Consider the following 20,671-nt stretch of genomic DNA (forward strand, 5'->3'; position numbering starts at 1 on the left):
GTTTTGGCTGCTGTCACGGGGATTCGTTCCGTTCCGCCCATGAGGTGGCCACCATCGCCAGCTCCTCCGGGGACAGCCCGGAGGCGGCCATCGGTGCATGCCGGACATCGTCGGCCTCGGGGGCGGCGCCGGCGGCGTCGACGGCTGCGGCCAGATCGTGCACGACCGGATGCTCGAACACCATGCGCCCGGTCACCCGCAGCCCCGCCTGTTTCGCGCGGGCGGCCAGCTGCACCGCGAGGATGCTGTCGCCGCCGAGTTCGAAGAAGTCGTCGTAGCGCCCGATCTCGGCACCGTCGTGTACCTCGACGAGCACCTCGGCGAGCATCGCCACCAGGGCCTTCTCGGTGTCGGTGCGGGCCGGCTCGCTCGGTCCGGCGGCCCGTGGCGCCGGCAGGTCCCGCCGGTTGGCGGGCAGCGCGTCGAGCACCGTGATCGACGACGGCGCGATCTCCGGCGGCAGCGCCGCGCGTACCGTGTCGGCGAAGGCCGCCGGATCCTCGACCGGGTGATCGGGGACGACGTACCCGGCCACATGGGTGCGCGCTCCGGTGTCCCAGTTGCGGACCGCCGCGGCGGCGACACCGGCCACGTCGGCCAGCGCTTCCTCGAGTTCGTGGTCGACGCGCACCACGTAATGCAGCCGGCCGTCGTCGGTCCAGCGCGCGCGGTCACCGCGGCGACCGGCCGCCGCACCGGTGTAATGGACGTCGGCGACCACACCGACGGGCACCGGTCGTCCCGCCTCGTCGAGCAGCACGGCCTCGGCACCCGGTTCGGGCTGCACGGCCGGCCCGATCTCGACATCGTCGATCGCCCGGTCCGGGTCCTCCGCGAACGCGGTGATCACGCGGGTCAGCCAACCGGCGAACCGCTCGGCGGTGGCGCGGGTGTAGAGCTCGGTGCGGTAGATCACGTGTCCGCGGTAGCCGGCCTCGCCGGCGAAGAAGTTGACCGACAGATCGGCATGAGCCATGTCGAACGTCGGCTCCAGCGCAGTGAACGTGGTGTCGCCGTCGGGTCCGCTGCCGATCACTCTGGCCTCGGGGAGTTGTTCCCGCACGTGCACGACCACCCCGAACAGTGGGTTGCGAGACAGCGACCGCACCGGGCTGACCGCGTCGACCACCTGATCGAACGGCAGATCCTGGTGGGCGTATGCGGCCAGTGCCATCTCGCGCGAGCGGCGCGCCACTTCACGCAACGTCGGGTTGGCCCGCAGGTCGTTGCGCAGCACCAGGATGTTGATGAAGAAGCCGATCAGCTGATCGAGCTCGGACTCGGTGCGTCCCGCGACCGGCGTGCCGAGCGGGATGTCGGCGCCTTCACCGGCCTTGTAGAGGGTCACCGCGACGGCAGCCTGCAACAGCATGAACTCGGTCGCACCGAGCTCGCGGCTCAACGCCACCAGCTTCTCCCGGACGCCCGCGTCGATGGTGAATTCGACGGCGTCGGCGGCTCCGCTGGGTACCGGCGGGCGCGCGAAGTCGGGTTGGAGTCCGGTCTCGGCGGACAGGCCCTGCAGATGCTGGGTCCAGTATTCGCGCTGGGTCGCGATGATCCCGGACTCGTCGGCCAGCAAGGACGCCTGCCACGCCGCATAGTCGGCGTACTGCACGGGCAGCGGCGCCCACGTCGGCGCCTCACCGGCACAGCGGGCGCGGTAGGCGGTGAGCAGTTCGGTGAACAGCACTCCCGCCGACCAGTGATCGGCAGCGATGTGGTGGATCACGATCGACAGCGCGTGTTCGCCGGGGATCGACAGCACGGCGGCCCGGACCGGCCACTCGTTCTCCAGGTCGAACTCGTGCAGGCGTTCTGCGTCGAGTTCCGCGGTCAACCACGCGTCGTCGGCACCGTCGCTGCGCCGCACCGGGAACTCCGGATTCTCGGGGTTCACCAGTTGGTAAGGCGCACCGTCGATTTCGGTGTATGTGGTCCGTAGGCTCTCGTGCCTGTTGACCACGTCGCGCACGGCCGCCACCATGGCCTCGACGTCGCACGGTCCGGTGAAGCGGGCCGCGAACGGCACGTTGTTGACCGGCCCCGGACCCTCGATGCGGTACTGGAACCACTGCCGCAACTGCGACGCCGACATCGGCGCCGGCCCGTCATGTGGGACCGCGGTCAGGCGCGGACGTAGCGGCTGGGATTCCCCGGAGGCCAGGGCATCGACGCGTGCGGCGAGCGCAGCAACGGTGCCCAGTTCGAAGATCTCCCGGATCTCGATGTCGACGCCGCACCGTTCGCGCACCGCGGTGACGAGCTTGGTGGCCAGCAGCGAGTGCCCGCCCAGATCGAAGAAGGAGTCGTCGGCGCCGACCTGTTCGCGGCCCAGGAGTTCGGAGAACAGTTGCGCCAGTTGCCGTTCGGTGTCGGTTTCGGGTTGCCGGTACTCCGTGGTCGTGCTGATCTCGGGCAGCGGCAGCGCGGCCCGGTCGATCTTGCCGTGGGCGGTGATCGGGATCTCGTCGAGAACCACGTACGCCGTGGGCACCATGTACTCCGGCAGCGCAGCGGCCACCCGCGCACGGACGCGGGCGATGTCGATCTCTTCGCCGGCAGCCGGTGTCAGGTAGCCGACCAGGCTCTTGCCCAGGCCGGGTAGATCCTGGCCGAGCACCACAGCCTGGCCGACGGACGGGTCGACGCTGATGGCGGCCGCCACTTCACCGAGCTCGATGCGGAAGCCGCGAATCTTGACCTGCTCATCGGCCCGGCCGACGAACTCGAGGTCGCCGTCGGCGTTGCGGCGGGCGAGGTCACCGGAACGGTAGAGCCGACCGCCGGGGTTGAACGGGTCGGCGATGAACCGCTCCGCGGTCAGTGCCGGCCTGCGGTGGTAGCCGCGGGCCACATGGTCGCCGCCGATGTAGATCTCGCCGATCGCGCCGACCGGGACCGGTTGCAGCGCATCGTCGAGGAGGTGGACCGAGGTGTTGATCTTCGGCTTGCCGATCGGCACGATCCGCGCACCCTGGGTGCCTTCGACCTTGTACCGGGTGGTGTTGATGATCGTCTCGGTCGGGCCGTAGAAGTTGTGCAGCAGCGCGTCGAAGGTGGCGTGGAACTTGTCGGCGAGTTCGCCGGGCAGTGCTTCGCCGCCGATCGGTACCCGCTCCAGCGTGCGCCAGTGGTTCACACCGGGCAACGACAGGAACAGCCCCAGCAGCGAGGGCACGAAGTGCATCGCCGTGATGCCCTCCCGCTGCAGCAGATCGGTCAGGTAGCCGATGTCGGTGAGCCCATCGGGGCGCGGAATCACCAGACGCCCACCGCAGGACAGCGTGCCGAAGATCTCACCGATCGAGACGTCGAAGCTCGGTGAGGCGACCTGGAGCAGGCGGTCGGCTTCGCTGATGTCGTACTCGTCTTTGAACCACGTGAAGTACTGCGTCACGGGCCAGTGCGGCACGGGCACACCCTTGGGCAGACCGGTCGAACCCGATGTGTAGATCAGGTACGCAGCGTTCTCGGGACGCAGCGGTCGCACCCGGACGTCGTCGGTCGGGTTGTCGCAGCGGTAGTCGTCCAGTCCCGCGACGGGTTCGGTGAGCACGAGCGCCGGCTCGGAGTCGCTCAGCACGAAGGACAGCCGGTCCTCCGGATAACTGGGATCCACCGGGAGGTAGACGCCGCCGGCCTTGAGGATTCCCAGCGCGGTGATCAGCAGTTCGGGTGAACGGTCCATCAGTACCGCGACCCGATCCTCGGCGCCGATGCCCTGTTCGATCAGCCAGTGCGCCACTCGGTTGGCGGTCTCGTTGATCTCTCGGTAGGTGTACCGGCGGCCCTCGTAGACCACGGCGATCGCGTCGGGCATCTGTGCGACGCGTGCTTCGATCTGTTCGCCGATCGTGGCTGCGGGCACGTCGAAGTGTTCGCCGTATGACATCCGGCGCAGCCACTCGGCGTCGTCGTCGCGCATCAGGTTCAACCGCGCCAGCGGTGTATCCGGTTGTGCGGTGGCCGCGTCGAGCACCACGGCGAAATGGCGCAGCATCTGGTCGGCGAGGCTGTCCTCCAGCACCTCCACCAGGTACTCGGCCTCCAGCACCGCGCCCGACTCGCCGAGCTCCACCATCATCTCCAGGGGCAGCTGGGTGAAGTGGCCACGGAGTTCGGCGCGACGGCACGTCACTCCCGGCGGGCAGAACCCGCCGCCGTCGGGTTCCCGGAAACCGAAGCTGACCCGGGTCATCCGCTCGGTGCCGTGCCGGCGGTCCAGATCGAGTTCGCGGACCACCCGGTCCAGGTTGACCTGCTGGTGGGCGAACGCGTCGAGCGCGAAATCCCTTGTCTGAGCTAGCAGTTCGGCGAAGGTCTGCATCGCGTGCGGCCGCAGTCGCATCACGGCTGTGTTGCCGTGGTACCCGATCACCTCGTCGTTGCCCGGGCCGCGCAGCAGCACCGGGCTGGCGACCAGAATGTCGTCTGCGTGGGTGTACCGGTGCAGGAGCGCACCGAAGGCGGCCAGCATCACCATGTACGGCGTGGCTCCGGCGGCGCGCGCGACCGACCGGACGCGCTCGACGGTGTCAGCCGACAGGGCCACGCTGGTGCGCTGCGACCGGAAGGTCACCGGCACCGCCGAGCCGTTGGGGCCCGGAAGTTCCAGGGGCTCAGGCAGATCGGCCATGGCCGCGCGCCAGAACTCGAGATCCTCGTCGACCGTTTGCGGTTCGGGGACCGGCGCGGGCGTCGACCCCAGCTCGAGGCCGACGTAGGCGCGGGTCAGGTCGGCGAAGAAGACGCGCCAGCAGCCGTCGTCCCACGCGATGTGGTGGACCACGAGCAGCATGACGTACTCGTCAGGTGCGGTGCGTGCCACAGTGATCCGCAGCGGCGACTCGAAGGCCAGGTCGAACGGACGTCCGAACTCGCGCTGCGCCAGCACCTCCAGGCGGAGCCTCCGTGCGTGGTCGGAGAGCTCGGAGATGTCGGCCACCGACCAGCCGGGCCGCAGGTTGTCGTGCACGGTCTGCCGCGGCTCACCGTCGCTGCCGGTGGCGAAGGTGGTGCGCAACACCGGATGGCGCCGCGCCACCGCGTCCACCGCCTCGTGCAGCCGACCGAGATCCACCTCGCCGGTGATGCGGTAGGACAGGCACACGTTGAGCAGCACACCGCTCGGGTCGACGGAGTGCACGAACCACATCCGTTGCTGTCCGTCGGAGAGCGCCCCGTCGGGACGAACCTGCTCGGCGGTTCCGTCCTCGCGCAGTCCCTGTCCGGCCAGACGACGACGGAGCAGTTCCAGCCGCCGGGCATCGAGGTCAGTGTCAGTCACGCGGAAATCTCATTTCGTAGGGGTTGATCGTCCAGTCCGGCGATCAGTTCGGTGCCGGTCATCCCGCCGAGCATCTTGGCCAGGGGCACGGACTTGCCGGTCGCTCGGCGTATTCGTTTCCGAAGGTCGAGGGCCAGAAGCGAATCCACGCCCATGTCGAGCAGTGAAGCGGTGAGGTCGACGGCGCCGGCGTCGACACCCAACACCGACGTCAACTCGGTGACCACCAGGGTGGTGATGTCGGTTGTGTGGGCCTGCGGTTGTGGGGAGTCCGCGGCCGGTGCCTCGGAGAACACCTTCAGGCGTTCGCGGTCGGCGCTGTAGATCAGCGGGTCACCCGGATGATCACGCAGGCTCGCGTCGATTGCGTCGTCGGCGTTCAGCGGTACCAGGCCCGAGCGACCGATCTGCGCGACCGCGTCCCGATCGACCACGCCGGTACCGAACAGACCGAACCGTACTGCCACACAGCGGGTCCCATCGGCGCGCAGCTGTGCGGCCATCGCGTCCAGAATGCGGTTGACGCCTGCGTACGCGGCGTGTCCCCGCCCGCCCCACAGTCCGGACAGCGAGCTGCACAACACCATGCGCACGTCGCGACGCAGCGGCCAGTGCGACGCGAATCGGGCCAAGCCGTCGATCTTGGCCGCGGCGGTGTCGGCGAAGTCCCGGTCGGTGAGCTCGTGGTGGTCGGCAAACCGTGCCACCGCCGCGGAGTGGATGACCAGGGACGCACCATCATCGGCGAACTCTGCCGCGGCTGCGGCGATCTGTTCGGGATCGGTGAGGTCACAGCGGACCGCCTGCACGGGAAACCCGGCCAGTGCGTCCGGGAGTTCACCGCTGCGACTGAGCAGGAGGATCCGGTGCGCGCCCCGCTCGGCGAGATGGCGGGCGTAGTGCTGACCGACCGTCCCGTTGCCACCGGTGATCACCACGTTGTCCAGGACACCGGGATCGGTGACCCACGATTCGGCGGTGGTCACCGCCTCGTGCTCAGTGCGGGCGAACAGCGTTGGCATCCCGCCGGATTCGCGCAGCGACAGGTGGTCGCCGCCACCGAGCACCGCGTCGAACGCGGCCGCGGCCATCGCGTCATCGAGGGACGGCGAGGGCAGGTCGAGGTGACGGAAGGCCCGGTCGGGGTATTCGAATCCGATGCTGCGGTGCATCGCCGCCAACGCCGCTTGGGCGGGCAGCATCGGGTCCGGGTCGCCGTCCACCTGCTCCGCAGCAGTCGTCACCAACCACACGTCGCGGCACTCGGGACCGACGGTGTCCGCGTAGTTCAGCAGGCCGGCTCCGATCAACTCGGTCAGCTCTGCCACGGCCTGTCGCGGATCTCGGGTGTCGAGCGCCGGGGCGACGACCAGCACCAGGTCCGCGTCGTCGGCCGGCGCGGACTGCATACCCGGATGACGCTGCACAGCCTCGCGGAGTCGCTCGCCCAGTCCGCTGGTGGGTCCGGCGAGATCGAGAACGCCGGTGCGCCGCAGGGCCAGTCCCGCCGCCGCCGGCTGGTGGGGCTGCCAGCGGTGCTCGGCCACCGTCAGCAGCGGAGGCGCGGGCAGCGGCGAGGGCAGCGCCCACAGGTGCACGTCGCGCATCGGGGCGTTGGGGAAGCCGCGCAGCGCCGGCGCGGTCGCGTCGACGGTGTCGGTCCAACAGAACGCAGGGTCGCCGGCCGCGACGGCGGTGACGCCGGCGGCCAGCGTCTCGACGATCGACTCGTCGCGCCGCCCCGACCCGACGGTCACGGCGTCGCCGGCGCTCTGTCCCAGCGCGAACAACAGTGCCGGATGCGCCGACATCTCGACGAACAGGTTCGCGCCGTGCTGCACCGCCGACGCGGCGGCGCGGTCGAAGCGAACGGTGTTGCGCAGGTTGGCAAACCAGTAGTCGGCGAAGTCGGTTTCCGGTGGCACGACCGTCCCGGTCGCCGAACCGATGAACGGGATGTCGGTCTGCCGGAACTCCGACGTCGGAAGCAGCTCGACCAACTGGTCGCGGAGCCCGTCGAGCAGGCTGGTGTGTGCGGGAAATGCCATGGTGACCGTGCGGGCGAAGACACCGCGCGCGTTGGCCTCGGCCATCAGCGCCGCGACGGCCTCGTGCTCGCCGGAGACCGCCACCGACGACTCGGCGTTGACGACGGCCAGCTCCAGCCAGCCCGGGATGGAGGCGATCAGCTGCTGCGCCTGGTCGGGTCCGACTCCCAGCACCACCATGCCGTAGCCCTGGGACAACTCTTGCAGGACGGTTGCCCGCGCCACGACGACGGCCGCGGCGTCGGTCAACGTGACCGCCCCTGCGACGTAGGCGGCCGCCACCTCGCCGAGGCTGTGCCCGACGGTCAGGTCGGCGACGATGCCGCTGCGCCGCCACACCGCGGCCAGTGCGGTCGCGTGGGTGAACTGCGCTGCCTGCGCTTCGACCTGAGACCACTGCCGGTCATCGGGCGGCGCCGTCAGATACGACAGCGGTGACGGGGCGCCGACCCCCAGGAAGGCCGCCGCACACGCGTCCGCCTCGGCGCGGTAGACGTCCAAGGCGCGGTATGCCTCGGCGCCCATCCCCGGCCACTGGTTGCCCTGTCCCGGGAACACGAACGCGCGCCGGTGCGCGTCGGACTCCGACGATCGGGCAACCAGCGGGTGGTCGTCGCCGTCTGCGAGAGCGCGCAGTCCGTCGGCGAGCTCGGAAAGGTCGGCGGCCCGCACCACCGCGCGGTGGCGCTGGCGTCGGCGCAGTCGCAGCAACGTCGCCGCGACGGCAGCGACCGAGGGCTCCCGGTCGAGGAAATCCAGAATGCGGCGTGCGTCGGCGGCGATCAGCTCCTGCGCGTGGCTGCTCAGCAGCACGGGGATGCGACCATCGGGCAACCCGACCATCACGGCTCCCCGGCGGCCGGGACCGCCACGATCGCATGCGCGTTCGCGCCGCTCATCCCGAACGCCGACACCGCGGCCACCCGCCGTCCGTCCACTGCCGGCCACTGCGTCAGTTTGGTCGCCAGCCGCAGTCCTTGTGATTCCCAATCGATTTCGTGGCTCGGTTCGTCGGTGTGCAGACTCTTCGGGATCGAGGCGTGTTCGGCAGCGACCAGGATCTTGGCCAGGCCGAGCGGGCCGGCCGCCGACTGCGCGTGTCCGATGTTCGACTTGACCGACCCGAGCACCGCACCACAGCCGGGCTGGGTCGCGCCGTAGGTCTCGGCCAGCGACTGCAACTCGGTGCGGTCACCGAGTCGGGTGCCGGTGCCGTGCCCTTCGATCATGCCGATGCCGTCGGGCGCCAGACCGGACATGTCCAGGACGCGACGGAACAGGCGCGCCTGCGCCTGTCCGCTCGGCGCGGTCATGCCTTTGGTGCGGCCATCGGAGTTCACGCCGCTGGCCAACACCTCGGCCAGCACCGGATAGCCGTTGCTATCGGCCACCGACCGGCGCATCAGCACGAACATCGCCGCACCCTCTGCCCATACGGTGCCGCTGGCGTGGGCACTGTAGGGCCGGCAGTGGCCGTCGTCGGACAGCGCGTGCTGCTTGGAGAACTCGACGAAGTATCCGGGCGAGCCGAGCACGCACACCCCGCCGGTCAACGCGATGTCGCAGTCCCCGGCCCGCACCGCCGAAGCCGCGACGTGCAGAGCCGCCAATCCGCCCGTGCACGACGCGTCGATCGTCAGCGCCGGTCCCGCCAGCCCGAGCACGTAGGCGATCCGACCGGAGATGGCGCCGAGCGTGGTGCCGGTGAGCAGATGGCCGCTGTAGGCCGAAAATTCGGCCAGGTCGCCGCCGTAGCCGAGGTAGGAGGCGCCGACGAAGCAGCCGACCTCGTCGCCGGCGAGGCTGTCGGGGTTGATGCCTGCGTTTTCCAGGGCGCGCCACGCCACCCGCAGCGCCACCCGCTGCTGCGGATCGATCGCGACGGCTTCACGCGGTGAGATGCCGAAGAACTCCGGGTCGAACGTCGCTGCGCCGGCGAGGAATCCACCCATGTCGTGGATGCGTTTGAAACCTTCGCGGCGTGAGCCCTCGAGCAGGTCGCGCACCGACCAGCCGCGGTCGCTGGGAAACGGGCCGAGCACTTCGCGTTCCTCGCTCAGCACGGCCCAGTAGGCCTCGGGGGTATCTATGCCCCCGGGCGCCTCGAGCGCCATCCCGGCGATGACCACCGGATCGTCGTCACCCGCCATGAACCAGCTCCGCCACCGCAGCGGCCTGCTCGGTGATGTAGAAATGTCCGCCGTCGAACAGGTCGCAGGAGAACTCGCCGTCGGTGTGATCCCGCCATTTCAGCAGCATGTCCGGGGCGATGCGGTGGTCGGTGTGGCCACCGAGAGTCCGGATGTCCGCCGCGATGCGGACATCCGGGGGACACGAATAACGGTTGAAGGCTTCGTAATCGGCGAGCACAGCCATCAGAAGGAGCTCGACGAAATCCTCGTCGGCGAGCAGCCGGGCGTCGGTGCCGCCCAGTTCGACCATGTGTGCGAGCACTTCGCGGTCAGTGGTCGGCAGCCGCGGCGACGCTGCGACCGCCGACGGGGCCTCGCTGGCTGACACCCACAGCCGACGGACATCCACGCCGCGGCTCTCGGCGATCCGGGCGAACTCGAAAGCCACCACGGCGCCCAGGCAGTGGCCGAACAACTGCAGCGGCCCGATGCCGGCCCAGTCGCCGGCCTCGAACAGATCCCGGGCAAGTTCCTCGACGGTCTCGGCTGCCGGGTGAGCCAGCCGCTCGGCACGGCGCGGGTACTGCATCACGTAGGCGTCGATCCCGCTGCGGGAGAACGCCGTGGCCAGGCCACGGTAGGTCGCGGCGGCGCCACCGGCATGCGGAAACAGCAGGATGCCGCCGGGTGCTGTCGGGTTCGTGGCGGGGAATCGTTTGATCCAGGGCTTCAGAGTCACGTCGCTTCTCATTGCGCAGCAACGGTTTCCAGGGTCGAGGCCACCTCTGTGGCATCCATCTGCGCTACCTCCAGGTACATCTCGGCCACCTTCTCCAGCCGGCCGTCGCGCGCGGACAGGCGGGCCGCCAGAGCCGCGACGGTACGGGTCGCGAAGATGTCGGCGACCGCGATCGACGAGGTGTCCAGCCAGGTCCGGATCTGCGATACAGCCTGCGTGGCCAACACAGAATCGCCTCCGCTGGCGAAGAAGTCGTCGTCGACACCGATGCCGGTCCGGCCCAGCAGCGCGCCGAGGATGGACGCCAGCGCCGATTCGAGCGACGTTCCCGGCGCCCGATGTCCCGCACTTTCCGGTGCGTGGCTCTCGGCGAGCGCTCTGGCCACCGCGGCCCGGTCGATCTTGCCGCCCACGGTGAACGGGATGCGCTCGGCAATGCGGATGATCTTCGGAATCATGTGCGGCGCAACAAGATCGGCCATCCGCGCGGCGACTGTGGCGGGATCGACGGTCTGACCCGGGGCCGGTTCGACGAGTGCGGCGAGCACTTCGCGTCCACCGTCCGGCGAAACCATCGCGGCGACAGCCGCTTCGACGCCCGCCGTGCGCCGCAGCGCTGCCTCGACCTCGCCGAGCTCGACGCGGTACCCGCTGATCTTGACCCGATGGTCGACCCGGCCGACGAATTCGATGACACCGCCCGGCCGGTACCGCACCAGGTCGCCGGTGCGGTACCACCGCTTGCCCTCGTGTGTCACGAACTTCTCGGCGGTCAGATCAGGTCGCGCGCAGTAGCCGCGCGCGACGCCTCGGCCGCCCACCCAGAATTCCCCCGGAACCCAGTCCGGGCAGTCCAGGCCGTCGGGACCGACGACCCGACAGACGTTGTTGGGCAGCGGAACTCCCAGCGGAACCGACGTCCAGTCGGCCGGGATGTCGCCGACGACTTCGCAGATGGTGTTGTGGGTGGCCGTCTCGGTGGCGCCGCCGAGACCGGCGAACCGCATGCGCGGGGCCCGCTCGCGCAGCGCGCGAACCAGTGCCGGGCGCACCCAGTCGCCGCCCGTCGGTACCACGCGGACCGCGGACAGGTCGCCGTCGACCGCGGCGAGCATCTCCAGCCAGCCCGGCATGAAGTGCAGCACGGTGACGGCGTGCTGCTCGATCAGGCGGGCCCAGGCCTCGGGTTCGCGCCGCTGTTCCTCGTCGACCACGACGATGGACGCACCGGCCCGCAGCATCCCGAAGACGTCCAAGACGGACAGGTCGCATTCCAGCGTGGACAGCGCCAGGCAGCGATCATCGGTACCGATGTCGAAGTGGCCGTTGATGAACTCGACGGTGTTCATCGACGCCTCGTGCGTCACCTCGACGCCCTTGGGCTCGCCGGTGGAACCCGAGGTGAACAGGATGTAGGCGACGTCGGTCGGATCCACGGCGGGCAGGGTCAGCCCGGTTTCCCGGCGACCCACCCGAAGCGCTTCGGCGACCGTCAGGGCAGGCAGCGTGGTGGGCGGCTGGTCGCCGCAGACCAGCGCCATGCGGGCACCCGCGTTGGCGAGCATGCGGGCCGCCCGGTCGGCCGGATGATCCACACCGACCGGCGCGTAGACCGCACCGAACGCCGAGATGGCCAGCAGCGCGATCACCTGCTCGTAGTTCTTCGGCCCCATCACGGCCACGGTCTCACCGCGACGGATGCCGGCGACGTGCAGCGCCGACGCGACCGCCAGCACCTGTTCGCGCAACTCCGCGTAGGTCAGGTTTCCGTCGCGGCTCCACACCGCCGGCGCGTCGGGACGGGCCTCGGCCTGACGGAAGAAGCCGTCGTGCAACGCGTCCCCGCTGCGTGCCGCGGTCACCGTGTTGACGCGGTCGCGCGCGGCTTTCTGTTCCGGGGTCACCGCGGGTACATCCACGGCGTCCCAAGCGGAGTCGTCGGTCGCCAGACGTTCCAACTCGGCGAGGTGGTGGGCGAACATGGCGTCGGCGACACCGGGACGGAACGCGTCTTCGCGGGTGTCCCAGTTGATCATCAGGCCCTCGGCCACCGGCGTGGCCTGAGCGTCGAGCAGCACCTGCGGTCCCTGGGAGATGGTCCACACCGGCCTGCCGAAATGTTCGGTGACCTTGCCGGCGAACAGATCGCCCAGACCGAGAGCACTGGTGTACACGATGGGCGCCAGCACGGGTGTGCCGTGGTGACGGGTCAGGTCGCGCAGAACCGACAGCCCCGAGTAGCTGGAGTGCCGGGCGGTGGTGTGCAGCGTCTCCTGCAACACCCGACAACGCGCGATCGGGGTGTCGGCGCCGGTGAGATCGACGTCGAGCATCAGCGACGAGGTGAAATCACCGACCAGCTTGTCGACGTCGGGATGGAACTGCTCGCGCCCGAACATCGGCAGGTTCAACAGGAAGCGCCGGTTCGTCGACCACCGGGCCAGTGTCCCGGCGTAGGACGCCGCAACCGCCATGGCCGGTGTGATGCCCCGCCGCTGCGCCGCGGCGAACAGCGCGTCCCGGGTGGCGACGTCGAAGATGTGCCAGCGTCGCCGCGACCGTTTCGGGTCGGCCTGCTCGGACCTCGGCACCAGGGGCAGCGCGGGACCCTCGGGCAGCTCCGGGATCCGCTGCTCCCACCAGTGGCGGTCTTCTTCGGATTCGGTGACCGTCGAGGTGAGCGCCGCCCGGTATTCCCGGTAGGTGTAGCCGAGCTCGGGAAGGCTTCCGCCGCCGTAGAATTCGGCCAGATCGGCCATGAAGTTGCGGTAGCTCACCGCGTCGGCGGCCTGCATGTCCATGTCGACGTGCAGCCGGGTCCGGCCGTCGGCCAGCAGCGACAGCGAGAACTGCACCATCTCGCCGTGCATCATCTGGTGCGACTTCTCGTCCCGGATCTCCTCGAGCCGTTGCTGGGCGGCGGACTCGTCGAGACCGCGCAGGTCGTACACGGTCACTGGCAGTCCGCGGTCGCTGATCCGCTGGGTACCGTCGGGCAGGATGTCCACCCGCAGCATGGGGTGCCGCGCCGCCAGCTTGGCGGCAGCGTCGCGGAGTCGTTCGGGGTCCACGCCCACGCCGTCGAACTCGACGTACAGGTGTGCGGCGACTCCGCCGAGTTGCTGGTCGTCGTTGCGTCCGATCCACATCGCGTGCTGAATCGGCGCCAGCGGGAAGGTATCTGAGGGTTCGTCGCCGCCGTGGGTTTGCGGTTCCGCAGCACCGTTCGGGCTTTCGGGGGGCGTCGCGGCACTCCCGGCGGACAGCAGCTCCGTCCATGCGGCTACGGTGGGATTTGCCGCCAGCGCGGCGAAGCCGACATCGATACCTTGCCGGCGCCACCGCCCGGACAGCGTCATCATCCGGATGGAATCGAGACCCGAAGCGATCAGATCCGCCTCGGGGTCGAGATCGGCGGGGTCCAGGCCGAGCAATTCGGCAACCTCGTCGCGCACGGACTGTGCAGTCGTCGACGCCAAAGTCACCAATCCTCCTCGGGGCACCTGTGAATTAAGTGCAGGCTGTCCTAACTTCGAGGAGGCTACCTTATATTCGGATCACCGAAAACTCCTACCCAGAGCGGCGATTTTGACTGATGAGCAGTGAATTCTCGACCCGGCAGATCGATGACCTGGCGCGCGGCTTCGTGCCCTTCCCCGAGGACAGAGCCCGGGTGTACCGCGAGGCCGGCTACTGGACGGACCGACCGCTGGACTCGATCCTGACGGACGCCGCCGCGACGTGGCCGGAGCGGCCGGCAATCATCGACCACACGCGGGCGTACACGTTCGCAGAGCTGGACGCCGCAGCCGATCGGGCCGGCGCCGGGCTGGCGCAACTGGGCATCCGGGCCGGCGACCGGGTGCTGCTGCAACTGCCCAACTCGTGCGAGTTCGCCGTTGCCCTGTTCGGCCTGCTGCGCGCAGGTGCGGTGCCGGTGATGTGCCTGACCGGACACCGGACCGCCGAGCTCGGCCACTTCGCGAACGTCAGTGGGGCGGTGGCGCTCATCGTCGCCGACCAGGCCGGTGGGTTCGACTACCGCGACATGGCCGCCACACTGGTCGCCGAGCACCCGGCACTGCAGCACGTGATCGTCGACGGCGAGCCCGGCCAGTTCCTCGCGTGGTCCTCGATCCGCGACTCCGCCGCCCCGCCGGTCGACCGCGGACCGGTCGACCCGTCGCTGCCTGCGCTGCTGCTGGTGTCCGGCGGCACCACCGGCCTGCCCAAGCTGATCGCCCGCACCCACAACGACTACGTGTACAACGCCATCGCGTGCGCGCAGACCTGCGAGATGACCGACCAGGACACCTATCTGGTCGCGCTACCGGCCGGGCACAACTTCCCCCTGGCGTGTCCCGGCCTGCTGGGCTCGATGACGGTCGGGGCCCCGACGGTGTTCACCGCCGACCCCAGCCCGGAGAACGCGTTCGCCCTGATCGACAAATACAAGATCACCGTGACCGGGCTGGTCAACGCACTGGCCAAACTGTGGGCCCAGGCGTGCGACTGGGAGCCGGTGCTGCCGACGTCGCTGCGCTTCGTGCAGGTCGGCGGATCACGGATGAGCCCCGAAGACGCGCGCTTCATCCTGGAGCGGCTCACCCCGGGCATGTCCCAGATCTTCGGCATGGCCGAGGGGATGCTGAACTTCACCCGGCCCGGCGACCCGGTCGACGTCGTCGTGCACACGCAGGGCCGGCGGATGTCCCCGCACGACGAGATGCGGGTGGTGGACGAGGACGGTCACGACGTGGCGCCCGGCGAGGAAGGCGAGCTACTGGTGCGTGGTCCGTACACCCTCAACGGGTACTACCGCGACGACGACGCCAACGCCCGCGCCTTCTCCCCCGACGGCTTCTACCGCACCGGCGACCGGGTACGCATCTTCACCGACGGCCCGCGCGCCGGCTACGTCGAGGTCACCGGCCGGATCAAGGACGTGATCCACCGCGGCGGCGAGACGGTCTCGGCCACCGACCTGGAGGACCACCTGCACACCCACCCCGCGATCTACAGTGCCGCCGCGGTGGCACTGCCCGACGAGTACCTGGGTGAGAAGATCTGCGCCGCAGTGGTTTTCCGAGGCAAGCCGATCACCCTGGCCGAACTCAACGCCTTCCTCGACGAACGCGGCGCGTCGACGCACGCGCGGCCCGACGTGCTCGTCGCCGTGCCGTCGCTGCCCATGACCGCAGTCGGCAAGGTCGACAAGAAGCAACTGGTGGCCGGTCTGGTGTGAAACGCCGCTGGAGTCAGGCCGACCCGACGCGGCCGCGCTCACCGGCACCTGACGTCGCAGCGCGCGGCGCCGACAGCATCTCGACGATGCGGGCGCTGACCGCCGCGGCGCTGGGGTGCTCCCACAGCAGGGTCGGCGGGAGTGTCAGTCCGGTGCGCTTCTCCAGCGCGCGCCGCAACGAGATCGTCATGATGGAGTCCACGCCGGTCTCGATCAGCGGCACCCGCGGGTCGACGTCGGTGTGGCTCAAGCCGAGTTCGGCCGCCACGACGTCGATGACCTGGTCGGCCACCCACTTCTCGACGTCCTCGTCGCCGGGGCCCACCGCGGCGCCGCCGTCCTCGGCGACCTCGCGCGCCGGAGCCACATCGGCGAGCATCGGCACCGCCGCCGCCTCGGGAAGCAACGGCAGCACGACGGTGTGCGGGTCCTCGCGGCGCATCGCCACATCCAGCGCCCGCATCGCGTCGTCGGCCCCGACCGTGGCCATACCCAGTGCTTCGAGTTGTGCGGCGATGTATCCCGAGTCCGAACCCATGCCCATTCCGCGCCAGGCCGTCCACGCGACGCTGACGGTGCGGTCCCCGCGGGCGGTGCGGTGCCGCGCGAACGCGTCGAGGTAGGCGTTGGCACAGGCGTAGGCGCCCTGGCCGGGGAACCCGGCGAGATAACCGCACGACGAGTACAGGATCATCCAATCGAGCTGCCCGGGCGGGAACAGCGCGTCGAGCATCACCGCGCCGTCGACCTTCGGCCGCATCGCGGCGCGTAGATCCTCGGAGGTGGTGTTCACCAGCAGCGCACCGGCTTCCACGCCCGCGGCGTGCACGACCCCGCGGACCGGCGGCAGCGGCTCGAGCAGGGCACGCAGCTGCTCCCCCGCCTCGGGTGCGGCCACGTCGACAGCCGCGACATGCACGCTGACGCCGCGTTCCTCCAACGCCGAGATGGCGCCGATCTGCTCCTGGTCGGGATGGTCTGCCCACAGCCGGCGCGACGGAATTCCCCTGCGGGACAACAGCACCAGCCGGCGAGCACCGAGATCGGCCAGCCGGGCGGCGATCCGCAGGCCGAGCGCTCCGGTGCCGCCGGTGATCAGGTAGGTGCCACCTGGTGTGCACGACATCGGTGCGCCCACACCGGGATCGGCATCGGCCAGACGTGCGGTCAGTGCGAGACCGTCGCGGACCACGACCACACCGTGACCGGACAGGGCGGCCAACGCTGCGACCGGCACCGGGTCACCGGTTGCCAGGTCCAGGACACCGCCCCACACGTCGGGATGCTCGGCGGCGGCCACGCGCGCCAGTCCCCACAGCGGTGCGTGCGTCAGATTGTCCCCTTCGTGCACGCCACGGGTCAGCACCCACAGCCGGGTTCCCGACGCCAGATGCGGCATCTGCTGGCAGGCACTCAGGGCCAGCTCTGCCGTGGCCTCGGCGGTGTCGTGCGGTGAGGGAACCAGCAGCACCACAGACCCGGCTGTCGCCTCACCGACCTCGGAGACGGTTCGGCACCGTCGCACCGCAACCGGTACCTGCGCGAATTCCTGTGCCAGTTCGGCGGTTTCGCTCTCGGCACCGACCAGGACGACCTCGTCGGGACGCTGGTGCGGATCGAACGTCGTCTCGTGCCAGGCGAGGCGGTGGATCATCCGCGAGGTGTCCGAGCCACTGGGGTTCTCGAGTTCCTCGAAGGTCATCGCGGCGATCGACGCCAGCACCGTCCCGGATTCGTCGGCGATCGCCACGTCGGTGGTGGTGCCGGTCCGGTGCCGGATGTGCAACAGCGCGACCGCCGGCGGGGGCGCACCGATCTGCACACCCTCGATGCGGGCGGGCATCCGCAGGCGGGGCGGTCCGTCGAACACCGTCGAAGCGGCCGACGTCGCGGCGTCGAGCAGGCCTGCCCAGGTGCTGGGCGTGGACCCGTCGGCGTGTGCGGAAACCCGAACCAGCAACTCCCCTTCGGCACAACGGATCTCGAGAATCTGCCAGTCGAACCCCATCGCCGCGACGCCGACCCCTGCCAACGTGTCGACGACATGTTCGGCCGGCAGCGTCTGGGTGCAGCGGCGCCACGCCTGCTCGTCGAGGGCGCTGCCGATCAGCGAGTCGGCGCCGTCACCGTCGACGGCGACGACCGCGCTGCTGTGGGTCAGCCAGCCGCCGGCCGGGTCGTCGTTGTCGTCGTCGACCAGGCGGGACGAAAGCCGCAACGCGCCGTCCTGGCGCACCACCTGGATGTCGCGGGGGCGCGCAGGGGCGACCGGGGTCCGCAGCCGGACGTCGCTCAGGCCGGCTCCGGCCGCGGTCAGGAACGTGTTCAACAGGACTGCGGCAGGCACGATTTCGGTCTGCTGCACCGGGTGGTCGCCGGGGTAAGGCCGGTTGGACAGGTCGAGCCGGGTCTGCCAGACCCGGGCCGGGACTGCTCCGGTCACCTCGGTCACGCCGCCCAGCAGGGTGTTGGACGCGACGTCGTGCAGTGCGCGGGTGCCCGGGGGCGGTGTGGGTGTACGCCAGAACCGTCGGTGCTGCCACTGCGTGCCGGGCAGGCCCGGGGCCCACGGACCGGCGGCGGTGTACCCGTGCCGCACCGGGGCGCCGTGGCAGTACAGGGCGCCCAGCGCGGCGCCGACGGCCCGGCGCTCGGGTTGGTCCCGCCGCAGCACCGGCACCACGGCATAGCTGTCCGCGCCCTGGTCGTGGCCGAGGTGACCCATCGTCTCGGCGACCGAATGGGCCACCACGGGGTGCGGCGAAACCTCCAGGAACAACCGGTGCCCGTCCTCAGCGGCGGCCTGCACCGCCTCGGCGAATCGGACGCGGCCGCGCAGGTTGGTCGCCCAGTACTGCGGACCGCGCAGTTCGGTCGATCGCGGATCGTCCAATGCGGTGCTGTACAACGGAATTCGCGCCGGTCCCGGAGCCGGCAGGCCCGCCACCAGCCGCGCCAACTCGTCGGTCAACGAGTCCATCGCCGGACTGTGGAAGGCCACGTCGGTGTTGACGCGACGGACCATCATGCCTTCGTCGCTCCACTGCGCGATGAGACCCTCGACGGCGCTGACGGAACCCGAGATCACCGTGGACTGCGGCGAGGCACTGATCGCGGCGACCACGTCGCCATGGGCAGCCAACCGGTCGGCGGCCTCGTCGAACGGCAGCCGCACCAGCGCCATCGCCCCTTCGCCGGCCACCTGCCGGAAGCCGCGGGCGCGGTAGCAGGCCACCGCAGCACCGTGGGACAGGTCGAAGACACCGGCCACCACACACGCGGCGACCTCGCCGACCGAGTGGCCGATCACCGCCGCCGGGGTGACGCCGCGCGCGGTCAGCACCGCGGCCAAGCCGACCTGCATGGCGAAGGTCAGCGCCTGTACCTGATCGGTGCCGCCCAGATCTTCGGCCGTCAGCGCCTCGCGGGCGCTGAAACCCAGTTCGCGACGGAAGACGTCGTCGACGGTGTCGATCGTCTCGGCGAACACCGGCTCGGTGAGCAGGAGTTCGCGCCCCATGCCGGCCCAGTGAGAACCGTGGCCGGAGAACACCCACACCGCGCCCCTGTCGGCGCGCGGGACGACGTGGCCGGTCACCAACCGCGGGTCGCGCCCGTTGAGGGTGAGTGCCTCGAGCACCTCGACGACTGTTTCGCAACGGTGCTCGGTCAGCCCGTCGGTCACCACCGCGGCGCGCACCGGTTCGTGCGAGCGGCGGGTCCACATCGTCGCGGCCAGGCGCTCGACATCGACGTCGGTGGTGCGCAGGTGTTCGGCCAGCACGGCCGCCTGGTGGGCCAGACGGCTCTCCGACCGCGCCGACAGCGGGACGAAACTTGCTGTCGGCTCGGAGGTTTCGAGCGATGTCGCCGCCTCGACGGGCGGCGCCTCTTCGAGCAGGACGTGGGCGATGGTGCCGCCGTAGCCGTAGCTGCACACCGCGGCGCGGCGCGGCGCGGCTCCCCTGGCCCAGGATTCGATCTCGGTCGGCACCCGCAGTCCGCTGTCTGCCCAATCGATTGCGGTGCTGAGGGTGCGCACGCCCGCGGTCGGCGGCAGGGTTTCGTGGTGCAGGGCCAGGGCCGTCTTGATGAGGCCGACCACACCGGCGCCGCCCTCGAGGTGTCCGGTGTTGGGCTTGACCGAACCGATCGCGCAGGGCCGGTCCCCGCGTCCGACGCCGTAGACCGCCGACAGTGCCGCCACCTCGATGGGGTCGCCGGTCGGGGTGCCGGTGCCGTGCGCCTCGATGTAGTCGACGCTGTCGGGCGAGACCCCGGCGCTGTCGCACGCCCGTCGGAAGAGGTCCTGTTGAGCCTGTCCGTTGGGCGACATGATGCCCACGGTGCGGCCGTCCTGGGCGACGGCGCCGCCACGGATGACGGCGAGGACGCGGTCCCCGTCGCGCTGCGCGTCGGCGAGTCGTTTGAGGACGACGACGCCGGCGCCCTCCCCGCGCCCGTACCCGTCGGCCGAGTCGTCGAAGGTCTTGCACCGGCCGTCCGGTGCGGTGGCGCCCGCGACATCGAGCACCCGGGTCAGCCCCGGGCCGATGAGCGCGCTCACGCCGCCGGCCAGGACCAGCGACGACTCACCGTCGCGCAGCAACTGGCAGCCCTGATGCACGGCGACCAGCGACGCCGCGCACGCCGCGTCGAGGGCCACACTGGGGCCGCGCAGATCGAGCAGATGCGAGACGCGGTTGGCCACCCCGCACAGCGACGTACCGATGCCGGTCCAGGCCTCGACGCCGTCGAGGTCCTCCATCAGCAGCTTGCCGTAGTCGTCGGAGTTGACGCCCATCAACACCGCGGTGTCGGTCCCGGCCAGCGACCGCGGCGCGATTCCGGCGTGCTCCAAGGCTTCCCACGACACCTCGACCGCCAGCCGTTGCTGCGGATCCATCAGCTCGGCTTCCCGCGGGGAGACACCGAAGAAGTCGGCGTCGAACGCGGGCAGGTCGTCGAGGAACGTGCCCCACCGTGTGGTCTCCTGCAGCACCGCGGCGTTGCGGGGGTCGCGGTGCAGGTACGGCTCCCAGCGCTCGGCCGGCACCTCGCGCACGGCGCTGCCGCCGTCGAGGAGGAACGACCAGAACTGGTCGACGGTGCGGATGTCGCCTGCCAGACGGCAGCCGATGCCGACGATGGCGATCGGTTCGGGCGCGGGATTCACTGCCACGTCGGCAAGCTCGTTCCGAACACCCACGGCGCCGC

The 20,671-nt window shown here is 70.2% G+C and carries 7 protein-coding genes; 1 reads left to right on the forward strand and 6 read right to left on the reverse strand.

The window, feature by feature from the left end; genetic code table 11:
- Positions 1-13 precede the first annotated feature (13 nt).
- Genes ACQI46_RS13635 through ACQI46_RS13655 form a run of 5 tightly spaced genes read right to left on the reverse strand, consistent with a single transcriptional unit; the run spans position 14 to position 13,694 of the window.
- Positions 14-5,290 carry an amino acid adenylation domain-containing protein gene (locus tag ACQI46_RS13635; RefSeq protein ID WP_427094550.1) on the reverse strand — a complete coding sequence of 1,759 codons (5,277 nt, stop codon included), beginning with the start codon at positions 5,288-5,290 and terminating at the stop codon, positions 14-16.
- Positions 5,287-8,181: a mycobactin polyketide synthase MbtD gene (gene mbtD / locus ACQI46_RS13640; protein WP_427094551.1), complete on the reverse strand. Its 2,895-nt coding sequence runs from the start codon at positions 8,179-8,181 to the stop codon at positions 5,287-5,289. Before mbtD ends, ACQI46_RS13635 begins: the two co-directional genes overlap by 4 nt.
- The gene (locus tag ACQI46_RS13645; protein ID WP_427094552.1) at positions 8,181-9,488 is read right to left on the reverse strand and encodes a polyketide synthase; all 1,308 of its coding nucleotides are present in this window, start codon (positions 9,486-9,488) and stop codon (positions 8,181-8,183) included. The genes mbtD and ACQI46_RS13645 overlap by 1 nt, the downstream gene beginning before the upstream one ends.
- A complete protein-coding gene (locus tag ACQI46_RS13650) occupies positions 9,478-10,221 on the reverse strand; it encodes a thioesterase II family protein (protein ID WP_427094553.1) in 744 nt (247 codons plus the stop codon). Before ACQI46_RS13650 ends, ACQI46_RS13645 begins: the two co-directional genes overlap by 11 nt.
- The gene (locus tag ACQI46_RS13655) at positions 10,218-13,694 is read right to left on the reverse strand and encodes an amino acid adenylation domain-containing protein (RefSeq protein WP_427094554.1); all 3,477 of its coding nucleotides are present in this window, start codon (positions 13,692-13,694) and stop codon (positions 10,218-10,220) included. Before ACQI46_RS13655 ends, ACQI46_RS13650 begins: the two co-directional genes overlap by 4 nt.
- A gap of 110 nt (positions 13,695-13,804) precedes the next feature.
- Between ACQI46_RS13655 and ACQI46_RS13660 the strand changes: the two genes are divergently transcribed.
- Positions 13,805-15,454 (forward strand): (2,3-dihydroxybenzoyl)adenylate synthase, encoded by a 1,650-nt coding sequence (locus tag ACQI46_RS13660; RefSeq protein ID WP_427094555.1) that lies wholly within the window; start codon positions 13,805-13,807, stop codon positions 15,452-15,454.
- Between the two features lie 13 nt (positions 15,455-15,467).
- Here ACQI46_RS13660 and ACQI46_RS13665 read toward each other — a convergent pair whose 3' ends face one another.
- Positions 15,468-20,630: a beta-ketoacyl synthase N-terminal-like domain-containing protein gene (locus tag ACQI46_RS13665; RefSeq protein ID WP_427094782.1), complete on the reverse strand. Its 5,163-nt coding sequence runs from the start codon at positions 20,628-20,630 to the stop codon at positions 15,468-15,470.
- Positions 20,631-20,671 lie beyond the last annotated feature (41 nt).

Origin of the sequence: Mycobacterium sp. SMC-4 (assembly GCF_050205565.1) — a bacterium.
Taxonomy (GTDB): Bacteria; Actinomycetota; Actinomycetes; order Mycobacteriales; family Mycobacteriaceae; genus Mycobacterium.